The sequence below is a fragment of the Rhodococcus sp. G6(2025) genome, assembly GCF_058628105.1.
Map to the genome: position 1 here is coordinate 1,857,152 of NZ_CP179750.1, position 18,756 is coordinate 1,875,907.

General features: G+C 67.8%; 15 protein-coding genes and 1 tRNA gene. 9 read left to right on the forward strand and 7 right to left on the reverse strand.

Going from position 1 to position 18,756, the window contains the following annotated elements; translation table 11 throughout:
* Positions 1-214: 214 nt before the first annotated feature.
* Both ACLIVD_RS08535 and ACLIVD_RS08540 read right to left on the reverse strand, forming a co-directional pair.
* Positions 215-288, reverse strand: a tRNA-Gly gene (locus ACLIVD_RS08535).
* A gap of 96 nt (positions 289-384) precedes the next feature.
* A complete protein-coding gene (locus ACLIVD_RS08540) occupies positions 385-1,209 on the reverse strand; it encodes an oxygenase MpaB family protein (protein WP_491932264.1) in 825 nt (274 codons plus the stop codon).
* An 86-nt stretch (positions 1,210-1,295) separates the two neighbouring features.
* On the opposite strand from ACLIVD_RS08540, the gene ACLIVD_RS08545 reads away from it, so the two are divergent.
* From ACLIVD_RS08545 to ACLIVD_RS08585, 9 genes are all read left to right on the forward strand, one after another.
* Entirely contained in the window at positions 1,296-1,964 is a 669-nt protein-coding gene (locus ACLIVD_RS08545; RefSeq protein WP_491932265.1) for a TetR/AcrR family transcriptional regulator, read from the forward strand.
* A gap of 9 nt (positions 1,965-1,973) precedes the next feature.
* Positions 1,974-2,543, forward strand: a complete 570-nt coding sequence (gene dcd / locus ACLIVD_RS08550; protein WP_005238072.1) for a dCTP deaminase — start codon at positions 1,974-1,976, stop codon at positions 2,541-2,543.
* 123 nt (positions 2,544-2,666) lie between these two features.
* On the forward strand, positions 2,667-4,067 hold the full coding sequence (locus tag ACLIVD_RS08555; RefSeq protein WP_477953406.1) for a lipase/acyltransferase domain-containing protein: 1,401 nt from the start codon (positions 2,667-2,669) through the stop codon (positions 4,065-4,067).
* 12 nt (positions 4,068-4,079) lie between these two features.
* Positions 4,080-7,037, forward strand: a complete 2,958-nt coding sequence (locus ACLIVD_RS08560; protein WP_491932266.1) for a CHAT domain-containing protein — start codon at positions 4,080-4,082, stop codon at positions 7,035-7,037.
* 83 nt (positions 7,038-7,120) lie between these two features.
* Positions 7,121-9,061 (forward strand): DNA/RNA non-specific endonuclease, encoded by a 1,941-nt coding sequence (locus ACLIVD_RS08565; protein WP_491932267.1) that lies wholly within the window; start codon positions 7,121-7,123, stop codon positions 9,059-9,061.
* Between the two features lie 22 nt (positions 9,062-9,083).
* Positions 9,084-10,355 (forward strand): zinc metalloprotease, encoded by a 1,272-nt coding sequence (locus ACLIVD_RS08570; RefSeq protein WP_477953410.1) that lies wholly within the window; start codon positions 9,084-9,086, stop codon positions 10,353-10,355.
* A 119-nt stretch (positions 10,356-10,474) separates the two neighbouring features.
* Positions 10,475-10,930, forward strand: coding sequence for a DUF6069 family protein (locus ACLIVD_RS08575; protein ID WP_491932268.1), 456 nt, complete (start codon positions 10,475-10,477; stop codon positions 10,928-10,930).
* Positions 10,924-11,907 carry a TIGR00341 family protein gene (locus ACLIVD_RS08580; RefSeq protein WP_491932269.1) on the forward strand — a complete coding sequence of 328 codons (984 nt, stop codon included), beginning with the start codon at positions 10,924-10,926 and terminating at the stop codon, positions 11,905-11,907. Before ACLIVD_RS08575 ends, ACLIVD_RS08580 begins: the two co-directional genes overlap by 7 nt.
* Positions 11,908-12,156: 249 nt before the next feature.
* Positions 12,157-12,525 carry a hypothetical protein gene (locus ACLIVD_RS08585; protein ID WP_317567848.1) on the forward strand — a complete coding sequence of 123 codons (369 nt, stop codon included), beginning with the start codon at positions 12,157-12,159 and terminating at the stop codon, positions 12,523-12,525.
* A gap of 4 nt (positions 12,526-12,529) precedes the next feature.
* Here ACLIVD_RS08585 and ACLIVD_RS08590 read toward each other — a convergent pair whose 3' ends face one another.
* Genes ACLIVD_RS08590 through ACLIVD_RS08610 form a run of 5 tightly spaced genes read right to left on the reverse strand, consistent with a single transcriptional unit; the run spans position 12,530 to position 18,654 of the window.
* Positions 12,530-13,135: a hypothetical protein gene (locus tag ACLIVD_RS08590; protein WP_491932862.1), complete on the reverse strand. Its 606-nt coding sequence runs from the start codon at positions 13,133-13,135 to the stop codon at positions 12,530-12,532.
* A 49-nt stretch (positions 13,136-13,184) separates the two neighbouring features.
* Entirely contained in the window at positions 13,185-14,870 is a 1,686-nt protein-coding gene (locus ACLIVD_RS08595; RefSeq protein ID WP_491932270.1) for an ABC transporter family substrate-binding protein, read from the reverse strand.
* A gap of 30 nt (positions 14,871-14,900) precedes the next feature.
* Positions 14,901-16,757 carry a dipeptide ABC transporter ATP-binding protein gene (locus ACLIVD_RS08600; protein WP_491932271.1) on the reverse strand — a complete coding sequence of 619 codons (1,857 nt, stop codon included), beginning with the start codon at positions 16,755-16,757 and terminating at the stop codon, positions 14,901-14,903.
* A complete protein-coding gene (locus tag ACLIVD_RS08605; protein WP_283333410.1) occupies positions 16,754-17,680 on the reverse strand; it encodes an ABC transporter permease in 927 nt (308 codons plus the stop codon). The genes ACLIVD_RS08600 and ACLIVD_RS08605 overlap by 4 nt, the downstream gene beginning before the upstream one ends.
* The gene (locus tag ACLIVD_RS08610) at positions 17,677-18,654 is read right to left on the reverse strand and encodes an ABC transporter permease (protein ID WP_011597545.1); all 978 of its coding nucleotides are present in this window, start codon (positions 18,652-18,654) and stop codon (positions 17,677-17,679) included. The genes ACLIVD_RS08605 and ACLIVD_RS08610 overlap by 4 nt, the downstream gene beginning before the upstream one ends.
* Positions 18,655-18,756: the final 102 nt, after the last annotated feature.

An 18,756-nucleotide genomic window follows, 5' to 3' on the forward strand; every position in this document is an offset into this window, starting at 1 on the left:
TCCCGGTAGCCGACCTCGCCTGTCCGTCGAAAATGACCCACGATCAGGCACGGGTTCGCCAGAAACACGGCTCCCACCGCGCCGAACGGGTCGCAGATTGGCCGGAGAACCGCTCGAGACGGACGCAAAAGGGTCGAATCCGCAGAAACTGGGTCCGAGTCCGATCGCGGGCTCAATAGGTGAACACAACACGGCCTAATGGGTGAACACCCCGTGGAGCCGATGACGGGAATCGAACCCGCGTATTCAGCTTGGGAAGCTGATGTTCTGCCATTGAACTACATCGGCGCGCACGATATTGGGCGCCCGTAGGCAGGCCCAACACCCTGCGGCGGAAACATTATCAGATGGTGATCCGGACTACCCGGGCGCACACGCGGTGTGTCATACGAGGGGTTTGCCGGCCTTCATTCGGCGTCGCAGATCGAACATGAGCAGGTTGTAGGGGAACTCCCGGATGGGGACGGGGATGCGCCTGCTGACGGTGCCGATGGTGCGCAGGGTCCGGTCGAAGCGCTGCTGATCCTTGTCGGTCCATGTCAGGTGCATTTCGTCGCGGAACTGCTGGGGCAGGAAGCCGTTGGTGAAGAACATGTTGAGCCGGCCGAACAGGCGGGAGACGATGGCGGGCAGGAATTCGAGGCGTGCGATGGAGAGGACGTGTTCGCGGATGGTGTCGTCGATCGACACTTTGTCGAGGGCTTTGTTCCAGTACTCGTCGAACGCGATGCGGTCTTCGGGCCACATCTCCGGGGGTACCTGGAGGGTGGTGCCGAACGTGGCGCCTTCCTTGTAGAAGAACTCGGCGGCGGCGGGGGAGAGGTCGCCGTGCAGGGCGCGGTTGACGTCCTCGAATCCGCGGTAGATGCAGGCGGCCACCCACAGCTGCAGTTCGGGATCGAATGCGTTGTATTGCACGGGGCTGTCGGGGGTGGAGCGCACCTTGGCGTGGGCGCGGTTGACGCCCTTGCGGAAGGCCGCCTTCTCCTCGTCGGTGCCGCGGGCCGCCACCATGAGGTAGGTCAGCGTGGTGCGGGTCCGTTTGATCGGATGCCTGAATAGCTGGCCGCTCTCGACCTTGCTCTCGTATACGCCGTATCCGACCCCGGGATGGGCGAGCTGCATGATGATGTTCGCGGCGCCTGCCAGTAGTCCGGCGCCGTCCATGACCTGATCGAGACGGTCCGGTACTTCGAGTGACGTCGACATTTGTGTTCCCTCTCCCCACCACGGATTCGCTATCTGAACACGACCGTACTCACATATATGTCCGCCGTCCAGAGTCCGGTGGAAAGATGGTCCGCATGGCTACCGCACCGGTGAACGCAAACGTCGGACACTCGACGAGCGACGGTGGGCGCGTCTATGGCGGCCAGGAGCGCGACCAGCGCACATCGGAACGGCGTGGCCAGCTCATCGAGGCCGGACTCGACCTGCTGGGCAGCGCGGAGGGCGACCACGCCCTGACCGTGCGCGGAGTCTGCAAGCAGGCCGGACTCGCCACCCGCTACTTCTACGAGAGCTTCACCGACCGCGACGCGCTCACCGTCGCCGTCTACGACCACGTCGTGGAGCGGATCGCCACCAGCACCCTGGACGCCGTGTCGAACGCCGGGCCGGGTGAACGCGACATCGTGCGCGCCGGCGTCCACAACATCGTGCGGGAGGTCGCCGAAGATCCGCGTCAGGGCCGTCTCATGTTCTCGGTGGCGCAGTCGAGCGCGGTGCTGGCGCAGCGCCGCCTCGACAGTTCGCGGCTGTTCGCGGGCCTGGTCACGAAGCAGACGGTCGGGTATTACGAGGTGGCCGAGAGCCCGCGACTCGACCTGGCCGCGCACTTCATGGTCGGCGGCCTGGCGCAGACCCTGACGGCATGGTTGAACGGCACCGTGACCCTCCCCGAGGACGAGCTCGTGGACACCTGCACCGAACTGCTGCTCTCGATGGCCATCCACACCCGTTAACCTCTACCTGTGCTCCTCTCCGATCGCGATCTCCGTGCCGAAATTTCCGCTGGACGTCTGGGCATCGACCCGTTCGACGATTCGATGGTCCAGCCCTCGAGCGTGGATGTGCGCCTCGACAGCCTGTTCCGGGTGTTCAACAACACCCGGTACACGCACATCGACCCAGCTCAGCGGCAGGACGAGCTGACGACGCTGGTCGAACCGGCCGAGGGGGAGCCGTTCGTCCTGCACCCGGGTGAGTTCGTTCTCGGCTCCACTCTGGAGGTGTGTTCGCTGCCCGACGACCTGGCGGGACGCCTCGAGGGCAAGTCCTCGCTCGGCCGCCTCGGACTGTTGACGCACTCCACGGCCGGGTTCATCGACCCCGGCTTCAACGGGCACATCACCCTGGAGCTCTCCAACGTCGCGAACCTGCCCATCACCCTGTGGCCGGGCATGAAGATCGGCCAGCTGTGCCTGCTGCGGCTGTCGAGCGCAGCGGAACACCCGTACGGCAGCTCCGCCGTCGGCTCCAAGTACCAGGGCCAGCGCGGCCCGACGCCGTCGAAGGCCTACCTGAACTTCGCGCAGAGCTGAGCCCCGCGGCCCGACGAAAAAATTGCAAACCGAGTGGTCCGCTACTCGTGTGTATTGCGGCGGGTGAGAGAAGACTGGGATTCGAAGCCGCCCTCTCCTGGGCGTTCGATCCCGGAGGCCGCCATGAAAGACGTAGTCGTGTTGTTGCCCGGCATCGGCGGGTCGGTCCTCGCCCGTGACGGCAAGGACGTATGGGCACCGACACCGGGCGTGGCGCTGGCGGGCGTGCTGTCGCTGGGCGGGAACATCAAACGCCTGAAGCTCGACGGCGACGATCCGGACGTCGACGACCTCGGCGACGGCGTCGTGGCCACCCGCCTGGTCCCGGACTTCCACTTCGTTCCCGGGCTGGACTGGAAGATCGACGGGTACACGAAATTCCGCGACGACGTCGTCCGCCGATTCGGGGTGGTTCCCGGTGACAACTATTTCGAGTTCCCCTACGACTGGCGGCGCGACAACCGGGTGGCGGCCCGCGCCCTGGCCCGACGGACCCATGACTGGCTGACGCGGTGGCGCGAGAAGTCGGGGAACGCGGACGCGAAGCTCGTGCTGGTGTGCCACTCCATGGGCGGAATCGTCGCTCGATTGTTCCTCGAATTCCTGGACGGGTGGCGTGATACCCGCACCCTCGTCACCTTCGGCACCCCGTACTCGGGTTCGGTCAATGCACTCGACTTCCTCGTCAACGGGTTCCGCAAGGGCTGGGGCCCGTTCACCGTCGACCTCAGTGCGCTGATCCGGTCGTTCACGTCCGCCTACCAGTTGCTGCCGTCGTATCGGTGCATGGCGGGCGACGACGGGTCGTGGCTCGCGCTCGACGACGAGAAGCTCGACTGGTCGGAGACGGGTCTCGACGCCGGCCGGATGGGTGCGGCGGTGCGCCTGCACCGAGGTCTGCGCGACGCCGTCGACGCGCGGCTGGATTCGGGACACGACGGCTACGACATCCGGCCGGTGATCGGCGACTTCCAGCCCACCAAGTGGGCCGCCCGGCTCGCCGGGACGAAGGTCGAGACGATGACCGTGCGCGGACCCGACGAGAGCGGCGGCGACGGCACCGTGCCGAAGTTGTCGTCCACCCCGCACGAACTCATGACGGGATGGAAGAACGCGGCCTTCTTCAGCCAGCGGCACGGCTCCCTCCAGAACGACGACCCGGTGCTCGACCACGTGGGCGGAATCCTGAACACCGCGACACTCGCGCCTCCGAACGTGTTTCCGGCGGTGAACGAATCGGTCGCGCTGGAAGTCGACGACGTCACGACCGCCGAGCCGCTGGTGATCCGGGCGCGCACCGGCGCCGGGGGCGCTCGGCTTCTCGCGACGGTCGAGCCGATGGCCGGCGGTCCGAGCCGGGAACACCCGCTGGTGTCGACCGCAGACGGCTGGCAGCAGACCAGCCTCGACGGGCTGACCGCCCAGGACTACCGGATCACCGTCCGCGCACCCGGGGTGCACCCGGTCACCGACGTCGCGAGTGTGGTCGACCTCGACGAGATCGCCCGGTCCGTGGACGTCTAGGAGCGCCGACGCATGGGACCGACACCCGGTTTCGAGGCACTGGAGATCAGCGTTCTCCGGGCCGGCGACCACGTCTGGCTCTCGGCGCAGTCGCGGATGGGTTCGGTCTTCGCGGTGCGGCGACCGATCCCGGAATGGAAACTGCCGAACGACGTCACCGGGAAGACGATCGACACACCGTCCGACTGGTTGACCGACACCGTCCGGCACGCGCGCACCGACGCCGCAACCCATGCGCTCGACGTCGGGAAGGTGTTGACGGATCTGGTGTTCGGGGTTCCGGACATCGTCACGCTGCTGCAGCAGAGCCGGGGGTTGGCCCGGACCACGGGAACCCAGCTTCTCCTGCGCCTCCTCGCCGCGCCGCAGGAAGTGTGCGCCTGGCCGTGGGAGTTGCTGCTGGATCCGCAACGACCCGACCAGTTCCTCGCCATGGCGCGCGACGTCCACGTGGTGCGGTCGGGACGGTCGCGCACCTATCCGTTGCGTCAGACGCCGATCGAGCCGCCGCTCAACCTCCTGCTGGTGATGTCGAGCCCCTTGCGGGAGGGCCCCGAGGATTCCGAGGCCCCGTTCGACCTGTATGCCGAGAAACGTAGCCTTCTGTCGGAATTGCGGCCCCTGGTGGACCGGGGTCTGCTCCGTGTGGTGGTCGAGGACCGTCCGTCGGTCGAACGGCTCCGCAGTCGAATGGGCATGCAGAGACGCGGGTTTCACCTCTTCCACTACCTCGGCCACGCCAATCCGGACGGGCTCAAGCTGGAGCAGGGCAACGGCCGCGGGAGGCTGCTGCCCAGTCAGGAATTCGCATTGCTGCTGCAGCAACTCCCGGACCTCCGGCTGGCCGTGTTCGCGGGCTGTGAGACGGCACGCGCGCCGGCCGGTGCCGCCGACGACGACCCATGGCCCGGTCCGCTGTCGTCCGCCGACATCTGCGTGCGTGATGCATGCCCGATGGTGATCGGGATGCAGGCGGTGCTGCCCTTCCGGACGGAGCGACTGCTGACGCGCTTCTTCTACCAGGCACTGACCGCCGGCCAGCCTGTCGCCGAGGCGTTGCGGCTGGCGCGGCTCGCGATCAACGGCGACGAGAACAGCGGTGACCCGCTGCTCGACTGGGCGGTGCCGTGCCTGTTCGTCGGGGGTAGCGAGCCCGGCGCGATCATCGACCCGGAGGCGCGGGCGCGGCCGGAGCCACCGTCCCGGCGGGTCGGGTTGCGGCTCGGTATCCATCAGGGCGAACTTCGCTTCATCTCCCGCCTCGCGGAGCTGCGCGAGGGGGTGGACGTGCTGTCCGGGCAGACGCCGGCGCGGTTGCTGCACGTCGTCGGAATGCCGTCGACGGGAAAGACCTCGCTTCTGGACCGGGTGCTCGACGAGCTCGACCCGCAGATCGCACATCTGTACATCAGCGCGAACCGGCTGCTCGCGGAACCTGACCCGGTCCGCGAACTGGCCCGCCTCGTCGACGAGCTGATGCGCGACGTCGGGGTGCGCACCGCCCGGCCGGGCAGATTCAGCGCCGGCGACTGGTGGGAGCGACTACTCGGCGACCTCACCGAAGTCCCGGTCGCGATCGTCATCGACGACGGTGACCTGCTGCTCGGCGACGCACCCGGCGCCCCGGGCCTCCTCGACGCGCTGGTCCTGCTGACGCAGCGGCGCAGCAAGGCGCGGCTCGCGGTGGCGGCCACCGCGGACCTCGTGGAACTGACGCGATCGCTCCGCCCCTCGGAGGTGCGCACGATCCGCCTCGACGCCCTGTCGTGGCCCGAAGTGTGGCAATGGATCCGGCGCAATCTGCCGACCCTGACCCGTTATCCGGAGAAGGACCTGTCCCGGCTCTACACCGACGTGCGGCACCTGGAACTGTGGGAGCAGTTGGCCGATCTCGCCGCCCGGAACGGCACGTTCGACCCGCGGGACCTGCCGGTCCTCGTCCGGCAACTCGGCGTCGGCGCCCCGAAAGCGGAGCCCCAGGTATCGAACGGGTCCGACTTCTTCGGCGCCGAAACCGCTGTGCCCGAAGCGGAGGCGGCGGCAGCGTCGCCGGTGCGGCGCGCGTTGCGGTTGGCGGTCGCGGGTCCGTTCACGGTGGGCCGACGCGAGGAGATCGCCGTCTCTGTCACGCAGTGCGCCATCAAGCACGGGGTTCCGGGGCGGGTAGTAGCCGGAGAGACGGGGGAGGGCGAATCGGCACTGGCCGAACTCCTTCCCGGGGAGCTGGCCTTCGGCGACGGTGTCCCGTCCGAGCGCGACGTCTGCCGGTGGATGGAGGACGCGGCCCTGGCCGACGCGGACATCCTGGTGTTGGACTACGGCAACGCGGTGCCCTCGGATGCACAGAATGCGGTGATTGCGCACCTGGTGAGCGACGGCAGGCTGGTGATCGCCTCGGGCGACCACTCGGACGAACCGGCATATCCGGCCTGGAGTGCGGACGCGTTCGCCGTCGGAGCCGTCGAGGACGACGGCACACTCACCCACGAAACCCCGTACTTCCCCGACGCGGGAAAACCCGACATCTACGCGCCGCGGACGATCACCGGGACAGCGTGCGAGCAGCTCGTCGATCGACCGGAGATGGACGGCACGACGTTCGCCGCGCTGTACGTGGCGGTTACCGCGATGCTGGTGTGGGCGACCGACCGCGACCTGACGGCGCAGGAGGTCCGGGCGCTGCTGGTCGAGACGGCGACACCGATCTCGGCGGCGCGGGGCGACACCGCGAAGCAACTCGACGTCGAGGCGGCGCTGGATTCCGCGCGGCGGAAGGTCATCGTCGGCGCGCTCGGGTCGGACGCACTCGAACTCGGGCAACTCCTCGCGGAAACCCCCATCCGGCCGGAACTGGCGGTACCCCTCCTTGACGACCTCGTGGCCGACGGCGACCGCATCCGACGGGTCGTCCGGAACGGCATCGAACAGTACGAACGCGCCGACACCGTGGTCGGACCGAGAAACGAGTAGCCCACTACGCATGACCGACGTGCCCGCGACGAGCAGGCTCGCAATCACAGGACGAGCCGCCCGACCTACGTGAGGACCGAGTCATGACCATCGTCGACAACATCGGAGACGGACAGTCGCAGCGCGCGATTCCCGGGGGAACGTTCGAGGCGGAATGGCAGCGACAACGCGATGCGGCGGAACTGCGTGCCCGCGAACGGGCACCGCAGCGGGGCGAGCACGTGGACGCACTCAACGGCCCCGGAGGCGTCGCCGCCGCGGATACTCCCGAACGGATCGCGAAGCGCGTGGACCGGCTCGGTCGCTACTATGCGGCGGGGGACTGGGAGGCCGACGCCCTCCCGGATCGGTTACTCGAGAAAATAATCAACACAGCCGATTTCGTCGGCGTCCGATACCTCGATGCCGGCGCCGCCGCCGCCCGGTCGATCGGACGCGTCAACATCCGCGACGCGCGGGGAACCCTGCAGGGCTACGGCACGGGCTTCCTCGTCTCACCCACGCTGCTGCTGACCAACCATCACGTGCTGCCGAACGCGGACACGGCCCGCAGCAGCGTGATCGAATTCGACTACCAGGACGGCATCGACGGGAAACCGCGCCCCGTGCAGATGTTCCCGCTGGACCCGGGTCGGTTCTATCTCGCCGACCGGGAACGCGACTTCGCGCTCGTCGCGGTCGGAGCCGAACCCGGAACGCTCGCCCAGTTCGGTTTCAACCCGCTGATCCAGGCGGAGGGCAAGGCCGTCATCGGCGAGTTCGTGACCATCGTGCAACACCCCCGCGGCGAGAAGAAGCAGATTGCCCTGCGGGAGAACCGTATCGTCGACATACCCGAGCGGTTTCTGCACTACTCGGCCGACACGGAACCCGGATCCTCGGGTTCGCCGGTCTTTAACGATCAGTGGGAGGTGGTCGCGTTGCATCACGCGAGTGTGCGGGCGCCGCAGCACACCGAGTTCGGTGGTGTCCTCAACGAGGGGGTGCGCATCAGCCGCATCCTCGAGTACGTGCGCGCGCAGAACCTGGCCCCGCAGTCGCGTGACCTCGTCGACGACGTGGTCCGCGCCGAGCGGGCGGCACCGACGAAATCCCTGGCCGTCGAACGCGAACGGGAAGTGACCGTCCGGGTTCCCCTCGAGATCACGGTGCGTCTCGGCTCCGTCGACTCACCGGCCTCCGCCCGGCGACCCGCTGAGCCCGAGGCGATCTCGATCGACCCGGACTACAGCACGCGCGGGGGGTACGACGCGACCTTCCTGCGGGTGCCGCTACCCCTTCCGCGGCCCGGGACACAGTCGGTCGCGTCCCCGGAGTTGACGTACCACCACTTCAGCGTCGTGATGCACCGAGAGCGGGCGCTGGCGCTGTTCACTGCCGTGAACATCGACGGAACGCAGTCGCAGAGCCCGCGGCGCGACAGCGACAGATGGATTCTCGACCCGCGACTTCCGGCCGATCAGCAGACGGGGGAGGACGTGTATCGGGACAATCCGCTCGACCGCGGACACCTCGTGCGCCGACTCGACCCGGCGTGGGGACCGCTCGCCAAGGCCGCGAACGACGACACGTTTCACCTCACGAATTGCACTCCGCAACATCACAATTTCAACGCCAGCCAGACGCTGTGGCTGGGCCTCGAAGATTACGTGTTGAAGAACGCGGACAACGCCGATCTCGCCGTCAGTGTCGTCACCGGACCCGTTCTCGCGCCCGACGACCCCGAATACCGCGGGGTGGCGCTGCCGCGTCAGTTCTGGAAGACGGTGGCCATGGTCAAGCAGGACGGTGGTCTCTCGGTCACCGGATACCTGCTCAGCCAGGCCGCCCTGCTCGGCGAATTCGCCGAGGGGGAGGAGGCGTTCTCCTACGGCGCGTACCGCACGTTCCAGGTGCCCGTGCGGCGGATCGCCCAGTTGACCGATCTGGTTCTCGATCCCTACATCGCGGCCGATCCGCTCGAGCGGATCGAGGCGAGCGCCCTGCCCCGCGAACTGATCCGTCCCCAGGACCTGATCCTCTGAAACCGAAAGGGAGCCCGACACCATGAGCACCAACGAATCAGAGGTCGATCTGCCCACGCAGCGCACCTGTGGGGCGATGGACGTCCACCGCCGGTTGTTGACCGAGTCGGAGTCGTATCGCATCGCCCGATCGGAGATCGAGAACCAGACCATCGACCTGGAATCGCTGCAGTCGATCGCCGCCCGCGGCGTCGCACGGATTCCGGTCGTCGTTCACGTCGTGTGGAAGGCTGCGGCGCAGAACATCTCCGACGCGCAAATCGAGAGCCAGATCGCGGTGCTCAACAAGGATTTCCGGGCCACCAACGACGACGTGGACACCGTTCCGTCCGTGTTCGAGTATCTGGTCGGCGACGCGGGAATCGAATTCTATCTCGCCGACACGGATCCGGACGGGCGGGCGACGAACGGAATCACCCGAACTGCAACCGAAGTCGACGCGTTCGACCAGAATGACGGCGTCAAATCCGCGGAGACCGGTGGCGCCGATCCGTGGCCGACGCAGAGATACCTGAACATCTGGGTCTGTGCGCTCGGCGGTGGTCTGCTCGGATACGCGCAGTTCCCCGGCGGTCCGGTCGCCACCGACGGCGTCGTGATCACCTACACCGCGTTCGGGACGACGGGCACCGCACGGGCCCCGTTCAACCTCGGGCGCACCGCGACCCACGAGATCGGGCACTACTTCAATCTGTTCCACATCTGGGGCGACGACGGCACCGGGTGCCGAGGCTCCGACGAGGTCGGCGACACCCCCAATCAGGGCGGGCAGAACGTCGGGATGCCGCGATTCCCGCACATCAGTTGCGGGAACGGCCCCCACGGCGACCTGTTCATGGATTACATGGACTACACGGACGACGCCGGGATGGTCATGTTCACCAAGGGGCAGGGCGCGCGGATGGGAGCGTGCCTCGACGGTGTCCGGAAGCAGTTGTGGACCGGGCGGGCCGCGAGTCCGGCATCGTCTGCCGTCCTCGCCCGGGGCGCCGCCACCGGCCGCTGGGGGCATTCGTTCGAGGAGGACCACGACGGCCTCCGCGTCTACCGGCCCGCCGAATTCGACTTCCCGCGCGCGAGGGGGCGCGGCGGTATCGAATTCCGGCCGGACGGCTCGTTCGTCGATTGGGCGATCGGCCGGGGAGACGCCAACGAGGCACGAGAGGGGACGTGGGTGCCCGCCGACGACGGACGGCTGGAGGTGACCACGGCGGCGGGCGACTCGCGCACCGTCCGGGTGGTGCGGCTCGAGGAGGACCGTCTCGAATTGGACGTGGGTGACGCCTCCGGATAACCCCGCGACCAGACCTGCTCTGCCCGTTCCTTTCACCCGCGGAGGATGACAACTCGAGAATCCGAACGGCCTACCGTGGCTGGAAACCCTCTCCGCCCGGCATTCGGAAGGAGCCTTCGATGAACCAGATCCGGCCCGGTAGACCGGCCGCCCCCACCGTCGACGCGAAACGGCTGTGGGCCGGAGGTGCCGCCACTGCGCTCGTTGCAGCCCTGGCCGCGGTCGTCGGGTTGTTTATCGTCCGCGGGCTGCTCGACATCCCGGTGATCACCCCGGCGACCACCGTGGGAATCTCCCAGGCGAGCACCCTCGCCGTCGGCGCCGCCGTCGCCGCCTTGACCGCCACCGCGCTCCTGCACGTGCTCATGGTCTCGACGCCGCGCGCGGCGACCTTCTTCGGCTGGATCTGCGTACTCGCGACCCTCGTCGCAACGCTGTGGCCGTTCACTGTCGAGGCCACCATCGCGTCGCGGATCGGCAGCGCGGCGATCTACTTCACCGTCGGTATCGCGATCGTCTCGCTCCTCTCCGGCGTCGCGGGATCGGCGCGGACCTCGCGGCCGGAAACGTGGTGACCGGGCGCCTGGGAGTCATTCCCGACAGGCACCGTCGCACACTGGCCGAGCTCGGCGAACGCCTCGATCTCTCGGTCGGCGACCGGGACGCCAAACGTTCCGCGTTCTGGGTGATGTTGACGCTCTCGGCCGTGATCGCGGTGGCCGGTGTCGTGGGTGATTCCACCGCCACCGTCATCGGTGCGATGATCGTCGCACCGTTGTCGACGCCCATTCTCGGGGTGGGGTTGGGCATCACCACCGGCAACGGCCGCCTGATCGGGCACAGCCTGTTCTACGTCCTCGCCGGCATCGCCCTCGTCGTCGTGCTGGGCATGGCATTCGCGCAGGTATTACCGAATCCGTCGAGTGTGCTGACCAATTCGCAAGTCACCGGCCGTACGTCACCGACCCTGATGGACCTGGCCGCCGCGCTGGCCACCGGACTGGTCGGCGCCGTCGCCGTCGCGAGGAAAGACGTCGGTGACGTACTTCCCGGCGTCGCCATCGCCATCTCCCTGGTCCCTCCCCTCGCGGTGGTGGGGGTGTGCCTGGGATCGGGGGCTCCCTCCCTGGCTGTGGGAGCGTTCGTGCTGTTCGCGTCCAATGTCGTGGCGATGGTCATCACCGCGACGGCCGTGCTCGTCGCCGCGGGATACGCCCGGGAAGTCGGGAGCGCCACCGGCGCGCACCGGCGGCGCGCGTATACCGTCCTGGCGCTGGTCCTGGTCGCGGTCGCGATCCCCATGGTGGTCAACTCGCTGTCCTCGCTGTGGGCGCAGCAGATCTCCACCGCAGCGGAGAACTGGCTCGCCGGCACTCCCGGCGCCGAAGTCACCGACGTCACCTGGCAGGGCGGCACCGCGACCGTCGCGGTGCTCGGTCCCGAGACGCTCCCGCCGGTCGACGAGCTCGAGAAATCCGTCGATGCGCTGGTCCCGTGGAACCCCGAGGTGCAGGTGCTGCACACCGTCGGGGCTCGACTCGTGGCGGAGTGACCGGTTGTCCGCCGACCTCGCCTGCGTCGAACCGGCACGAGTCGAAGTCAGTATTTCTTGGCAGCAGCATGTTTCGTTGCTCCCCACCGCCGTGCGCTACACGACGGCATTCGGCCCACGAGTGGGTCGTTCACTCTAGCGGTGAGACCTACCTGCGGAGATATAATTCTCTGACCTGGTATTCACACTCAGTGACGCGGTTCCGCCGTACTCGGGGAGACGGATTAGCGCGCCCCGAAAGGAATTCCGATGTCTACTCGACACGTGGTGGGCCGGTTGGGTGCAGTGATCGCCGTGGCAGGCGCACTGTCGTTCGCAGTGCCCTCGGCCGTCTCCGCGGCGCCCTTCATCCCCGGCTCGATGTCGACGTGCGCCCCCGGCGCGTGGCTGACGTTCAACGCGGAGCGGGTCGCGCCCGACCGGATCCGGTACACCACCGCCGCGCCGCTCGCGCAGTGGAACGGCGCCGTCGTGCAGTTCACGAACCTCACCACCGGCTTCCGGGGCGTCGCGTTCGTCAACGACCCGGTACCCGCCGCCGTGGGATTCGGTCCCGTGCTGAGCGAGATCGCCGGACTGCTGCCGTGCTTCGTCAGCGCGGGCGTCACCATGTCCTGACCCCTCAGCTGGGGTCGGAGCCGCGGACGGCCGCCAACCACACCGCGACGGCCGCCGCCACACACGTCGCGCCGGCGAACGCAGGGACCCCGCCGCCCGCGACGTAGACCCACAATGCCCCGACGAACGGTGCCGCCACCGCGAACTGGGCGTCGAGGACGAGCCGACGGACCGGCCGAGCGGCCACCCGCGCGCGCACCGGACCGTCCGGACCCGGACGAGATGGGTTGTCGATCAACCGCCCGGCCGGCTCCGAGAGACGCGCTCGACCGGAGGGAAGCAGTCGACGGCCTTCCCAGACGACGACACGGCGACGCCCCACGCCGTGCACCGTCGCCGCTGTCGGGGTCGGCAGGGTGACCAGGACGGGATCGAAGAACACCGGAATCCACAGTGAACCCGGTTCCTCACGAACCTCGATCCAGGACCTGCTGGTCAGCCGATGCTGCTGGCGGACCCGGTGCACCGTGGCAGGCCGACCCGGCTCCGACCCCGAACGGGTGGCAGCGAACCACGTGTAGCCGGTGACACCGAGCACCGTCGCCGCGACCACGACCAGTGCGCTGAGCTGATCGGAGTCGGCGACCACGACGAACGCGCCGCACACCACCAGCGCACACGCGCCGACGGCAACGGGATAGCGGACGGCCACGAACCCGCTAATTCAGGAAGCCGATCGTGGTGTAGTCGTAGGACGCGAGGCCGGCGGCACCGAAGTTCGCCAGGTTGTCGCGCACCGCGACATTGCCCGGCGCCTGCACCAGCGGCAGCGAGAACCCCTCCTCGAACACCGCGGTGTCCACCTCGTTGGCCAGTTCGATCGCCTTCTGCGGGTCGAGTTCCGAGATCGTCCGCTCGATCAGCGCATTCAGTTCGGGCGAACCGATCCGGCCGTAATTGCCCTGCAGGTCGTCGGGGTTGTACGCGTAGATCTGGGGCAGGCCGCTGAGCGGGAACGGGTCACCCACCCAGGAGAATTGGGCGATGTCGAAGTCGCCGGGCTGGATGACATCGGTGAAGAATCCGGTGCCGCCGCGGGTGTCGATGTTCAGTTTGACGCCGATCTGCGCGAGGTTCTGCTGAAGGATCTGCGCGATCTGGACCCAGGTGGTCGACTGGTACATCACGTCGCGGATCTCGAGCCTGCGCCCGTCCTTCTCCCGGAACTCGCCGTCGAGTGTCCAGCCGAGTTCGTCGAGCCGCCTCGCGGCCTCCTCGGGGTCGTAGGAGACGGCTGCGCTGTTGTCCTGGTAGCCCTCCTGACCGTTGAGGTAGATGTGGTTGTTCAGCGGCTGGGGATCGTCGACCAGACCGTTCTGGATCGCGGTCGCGATGCCCTGCCGGTCGATGCCCTTGGACAGCGCCACCCGCAATTCCGGATCGGCGAGGATCGATCCCTCCGCGCCGTTGAACGTGATGTGCGAGAACTGGTTTCCCGGCGCCCGGCGGATCGCGATGCCGGCCGACCCCTGTGCTGTCTTCACCTCGTCGATGGTGCCCAGTCCGGACGCGTCGATCTCGTTGTTCTGCAGAGCGGGAATGCGCGCGGCGTCGTCGAGAACGCTGTAGGTGATGGTGTCGAGTTTCGGAGTGTTGCCCCACCACGCGGGGTTGCGGCCCAGTGTGATTCGGTTCTGCGCCCTGTCGATCGACGCGATCCGGAACGGTCCCGACGTCAGCGTGACCCCGTCGCGCAGACTCTCGTTGAACGCCTCGGGGGTCGCGGTCACCGACTTCGGGTAGAGCATCGAATTGCCCGCGAACTGGCCCTTCCATTCGGCGTAGGGCTCGGCGAACGTGATCACCGCCTGACGGTCGTCGACGCCGCGCTCGACCCTGTCCACCCGCTCGAACCCGGACGTGTTCGCGATCAGGAAGTCCTTGTTCTCACCGCTGAGCGCCGCGGCCTGGGACTGGATGTCCGCCCACGTGATCGGGGTGCCGTCGGACCACACCGCCCTCGGGTCGATCGTGTACGTGACCTGCTGGGGATCGGTGCCGGTGAGCGCGACGTCGGTGAAGTAGTCGTGGTTCACCGACAGCGCTCCCGAGGCGTCGGTGCTGAACGCGCGGGGCATCATCGGCTTCAGCATGGCGCCGATCTCGGTGTCGTTGCCGTCGTTGGACAGGGTGTTGAAGTTCGGGGGGAAACCCGACAACGCCAACCTCAGGTTTCCGCCGTCGCGCAGCTCGCTGGGGTCGTGCGGGTTGATGTCGTTGGTGGTGCCGATCGACCCGGATCCGGCCTCGACATCACCGGTGTCCGAACCCCCGCAGCCACCGAGAAACAGGCCGAGGGCCACGACCGATACCGCGAGGCGGGTGCGCGCCGAACGAATCCTCATGGATGTGCCCTTCCTCGAAGTTCGCTGAGGCTAGTGTGCCAAAAACGTCGGATCCGGAACGGGAATTGCCTCGAGGAGTGCCCGGGTGTACTCGTGCTGCGGATCCTCGAAAATCGTCTGCGCGGCCCCCGACTCGACAATCCTGCCCTGGTACATCACCGCGACGTCGTGCGCGATGTTGCGAACCACCGACAGGTCGTGGGAGACGAACAGGTACGACATGCCCCGCTGCTCCTGAAGATCGCGCAGGAGGTTGAGCACCCCGGCCTGGATCGAGACGTCGAGCGACGAAACCGGCTCGTCGAGGATCAGCAGTTCCGGGTCGAGGGCGAGCGCCCGGGCGATGCTGATCCGCTGCTTCTGGCCGCCCGAGAAATCGGCCGGATAGCGATCGGCGTGCTCGCGGCGCAACCCGACGAGCTCGAGCAACTCCGGTACCCGGCGGCCGACCTCCTCACGCCTGCGACCGTCCAGCCGGAGTGGCTCGGCGAGAACGTCGAACACCGGCAGCCGGGGGTCCAGTGACGCCGTCGGATCCTGGAAGACGACCGCCATCTTGCGCCGGATCGCACGCTTTTCGGGTGGGCTCAGCGCCGCGACGTCGGCACCCAGCACCGCGATCGAACCGGCTTCCGGCGCGGCCAGGTCGAGAATCTGCGTCAACGTGGTCGATTTGCCCGAGCCGGATTCACCCACCAGCGCCAGCGTGCGGCCGGCGCGGATGTCGAAGCTGATGCCGTCGACCGCCCGGATCTCGCCCCGCTTGCGGCGGAACACCAGACCGCTGGTGATCGGATACGTCTTCACGAGATCGGTCACCTGCAGCACCACCCGCTGTTCGGGTGCCGTCTCCGCGGTGGGGGCGGGGACCGGCTGGTCCCGCCGATACGCCGTGAACAGGTCCCGGGTGCCCGCCTCGTCGACGCGGATGCACGCAGCCCGATGACCGGGTCCGGTCGAGACGAGTTCCGGCTCGGCGAGCAGGCAGGCGTCGACCGCGAGCGGGCAGCGCGGCGCGAACGTGCAGCCCGGTGGCAGCGAATGGAGCGCGGGCGGGGCACCGGCGATCGAGACCAGGCGGCTCCGGATCGGCGCATCCATCCGGGGTACCGACACGAGTAGCCCTGCGGTGTAGGGCATCCGGGGCTCGGCGAACAGTTTGCGCACCGGCGCCGACTCCACCACCCGGCCCGCGTACATCACCACCACGCGGTCGGCGAGCGTCGCGGCGATGCCCATGTCGTGGGTGATCATCACGACGCCGGCGCCGGTGAGGTCGCGGGCCTTGCGCAGCAGGTTCAGGATCTGCGCCTGCACGGTCACGTCGAGGGCGGTGGTCGGTTCGTCGCAGATGATCAGCGCGGGGTCGTTGGCGATGGCGATGGCGATCACGACGCGCTGGCGCATGCCGCCGGAGAACTCGTGGGGAAAGGCCTTGGCGCGCACCTCCGGATCGGGTATCCCGACCAGGTCGAGGAGCTCGACAGCACGCTGCGCGGCATCCTTCTTGCTGCTCGCCCGGCCGTGGACGAGCAGCGCCTCGGCGATCTGGTCACCGACCCGGTACACCGGCGTCAACGCGGACAGCGGGTCCTGGAACACCATGCTGACCGTCTTCCCGCGCAGCGCCGACAGCTCCTTGTCGCCCATGCCCAGCAGCTCGCGGCCCTGCAACCGGATGGAGCCGGTGACGCGCGCGTGCTCGGGCAGCAGACCCATCACGGCGAGCGACGCCACCGACTTGCCCGAACCCGACTCACCCACGATGGCGAGCACCTCGCCGTCGGAGACGCTGTAGCCGACACCGCGGACCGCCTCGATGCGGCCCTCCTCGCTGGGAAAGCTGACCCGCAGGTCCTCGATCTCGAGCAGCGGCCGCCCGCTCACCGCGTCGCCTTCTTCTTCCGCTTGCGGGACCGGGCCCGCGTCGAGCTGGGGTCGACCGCGTCGCGCAGACCGTCGCCCACCAGGTTCGCCGACAGCACGGTGATCACCAGCAGTCCGCCCGCGAACAGGAACAGCCACGGGTAGGTGAGCGCGGATTCGGTGCCGTCGGCGATCAGCGACCCGAGAGAGATGTCCGGCTTCTGGACACCGAACCCGAGGAAACTGAGCCCGGTCTCGGCGAGGATCGCGGCACCGACGTTCAGGGTCGCGTCGATGATCAGAATCGACGCGATGTTGGGGACGATGTGGCTGGTGATGATCTTGTGGGTGGGGGCGCCCATGTACCGGGCCGCCTGGACGAACTCCCGCTCGCGCAGGCTCAGCGTCATTCCCCGGACCATCCGGGCGGTGATCATCCAGCCGAACACCGCCAGCAGCAGGATCAGCAGGGCGATCGAGCTCGAGGACTTCAGCCGCGGAGTGAACACGGCGATGATGATGAAGCTGGGAACGACGAGCAGCAGGTCGACCAGCCACATGATCACCCGATCCGGCCAGCCGCCGACATACCCCGCCAGCGCACCGACGAGCGCCGCGATGGCGGTGGAGAAGATCGCGACGCAGATCCCGATGATCAGCGACTTCTGCAGCCCGCGCAACGTCTGGGCGAGAACGTCCTGGCCGATCTGGTTGGTGCCGAACGGATGTTCGGCGCTGGGCGGCTGCAGCAGCGCGGTGTAGTCGAGTTGCTGATAGTCGTAGGGGAGCAGGTGCGGTCCGACGAAACTGCCCACGAACAGCAACACCAGGACGCACACCCCGGCGATGGCGGGCTTGTTCCGGAGAAACCGCCGCCACAGCAGGGTCCGGCGACCGACGGCCGACACCGCCGCATCGGTGGACGCGATCTGGATCTCGGTCACCCGACACGCACCCTCGGGTCGAGCGCCGCGTACACCACGTCCGAGAGCAGCCCCGACAACAGCACGATCAGCCCGGTGAACGACGTGATCGCCACGACGATGTTGGTGTCCTGATTGTCGATGCCGATCACGATCCACTCGCCGATGCCGTGCCAGCCGAAGATCGTCTCGGTGAACGTGGCGCCGACGACCAGCGCCCCGAATCCGTAGGCGAACAGCGTCGCCATCGGGATCAGTGCCGTCCGGAGCCCGTGCTTGAGCAGTGCCGCCCGCCGGGTCAGTCCCTTCGCCCTGGCGGTCCGGATGAAGTCACTCCCCAGAACGTCGAGCATCGCGTTGCGCTGGTACCGGCTGTAACCGGCGATGCTGCCCAACGCCAGCGCGATGGTCGGCAGCACGAGATGCTGCACGCGGTCGACGAACTGCGGCCAGAACCCGGTGATCGTGCTGGCCGAGGATTCTCCGGTGTACAGGAAGATCTGGTTGCCGGTGGCCGAGTTGATCTGGAGAGCACCGTATTTCAGCAGGGTCGCGACGAGGAACACCGGCGCACTGAGAATCAGCAGCGACACGACGGTGCTGAAATAGTCACTGAACTTGTACTGCCGGATCGCACCGGCGGCGCCGATCAGAACACCCAGCACCGCTCCGATCACGGAACCGAGGATCAGCAACCGCATGCTCACCAGGATCCGGCGACCCAGCTCGTCCGACACCGGCTGACCCGTGATGGTGGTGCCGAAGTCGCCGTGGACCACGCCGCCCAGCCAGTTCGCGTACCGCACCGGGATCGGATCGTCCAGATGCAGTTCGGCGGCCTTCGCGTCGATCACCGATTGCGGTGGCCGCGGATTGCGCTGCTCCAGGCTGTCGAGCGGACGGAACGTGAGCGAGGCGAGACTGAACGTCAGGAACGACGCCAGCAGCAACAGCACCACGTAGTTGAGCGCTCGTCGTAGCAGGAAGCCGGCCATCCGTCCCCCTCGCAACTAGGGCTCAGGCTTGAAATTATAGGAGCGTGGCGTCGGACGTCAGCTCGTCTCGGCGAAACCGGCGCCGGGTCGGAGATCGCCGCC

What these genes read in the sequence shown, in the direction of transcription:
- ACLIVD_RS08610 (WP_011597545.1), bottom strand. Translation starts at nt 18,654, where the DNA reads ATGGCCGGCTTCCTGCTACGACGAGCGCTCAACTACGTGGTGCTGTTG.
- ACLIVD_RS08585 (WP_317567848.1), top strand. Translation starts at nt 12,157, where the DNA reads ATGTCTACTCGACACGTGGTGGGCCGGTTGGGTGCAGTGATCGCCGTG.
- ACLIVD_RS08595 (WP_491932270.1), bottom strand. Translation starts at nt 14,870, where the DNA reads ATGAGGATTCGTTCGGCGCGCACCCGCCTCGCGGTATCGGTCGTGGCC.
- ACLIVD_RS08555 (WP_477953406.1), top strand. Translation starts at nt 2,667, where the DNA reads ATGAAAGACGTAGTCGTGTTGTTGCCCGGCATCGGCGGGTCGGTCCTC.
- ACLIVD_RS08545 (WP_491932265.1), top strand. Translation starts at nt 1,296, where the DNA reads ATGGTCCGCATGGCTACCGCACCGGTGAACGCAAACGTCGGACACTCG.
- ACLIVD_RS08560 (WP_491932266.1), top strand. Translation starts at nt 4,080, where the DNA reads ATGGGACCGACACCCGGTTTCGAGGCACTGGAGATCAGCGTTCTCCGG.
- ACLIVD_RS08565 (WP_491932267.1), top strand. Translation starts at nt 7,121, where the DNA reads ATGACCATCGTCGACAACATCGGAGACGGACAGTCGCAGCGCGCGATT.
- ACLIVD_RS08540 (WP_491932264.1), bottom strand. Translation starts at nt 1,209, where the DNA reads ATGTCGACGTCACTCGAAGTACCGGACCGTCTCGATCAGGTCATGGAC.
- ACLIVD_RS08575 (WP_491932268.1), top strand. Translation starts at nt 10,475, where the DNA reads ATGAACCAGATCCGGCCCGGTAGACCGGCCGCCCCCACCGTCGACGCG.
- ACLIVD_RS08570 (WP_477953410.1), top strand. Translation starts at nt 9,084, where the DNA reads ATGAGCACCAACGAATCAGAGGTCGATCTGCCCACGCAGCGCACCTGT.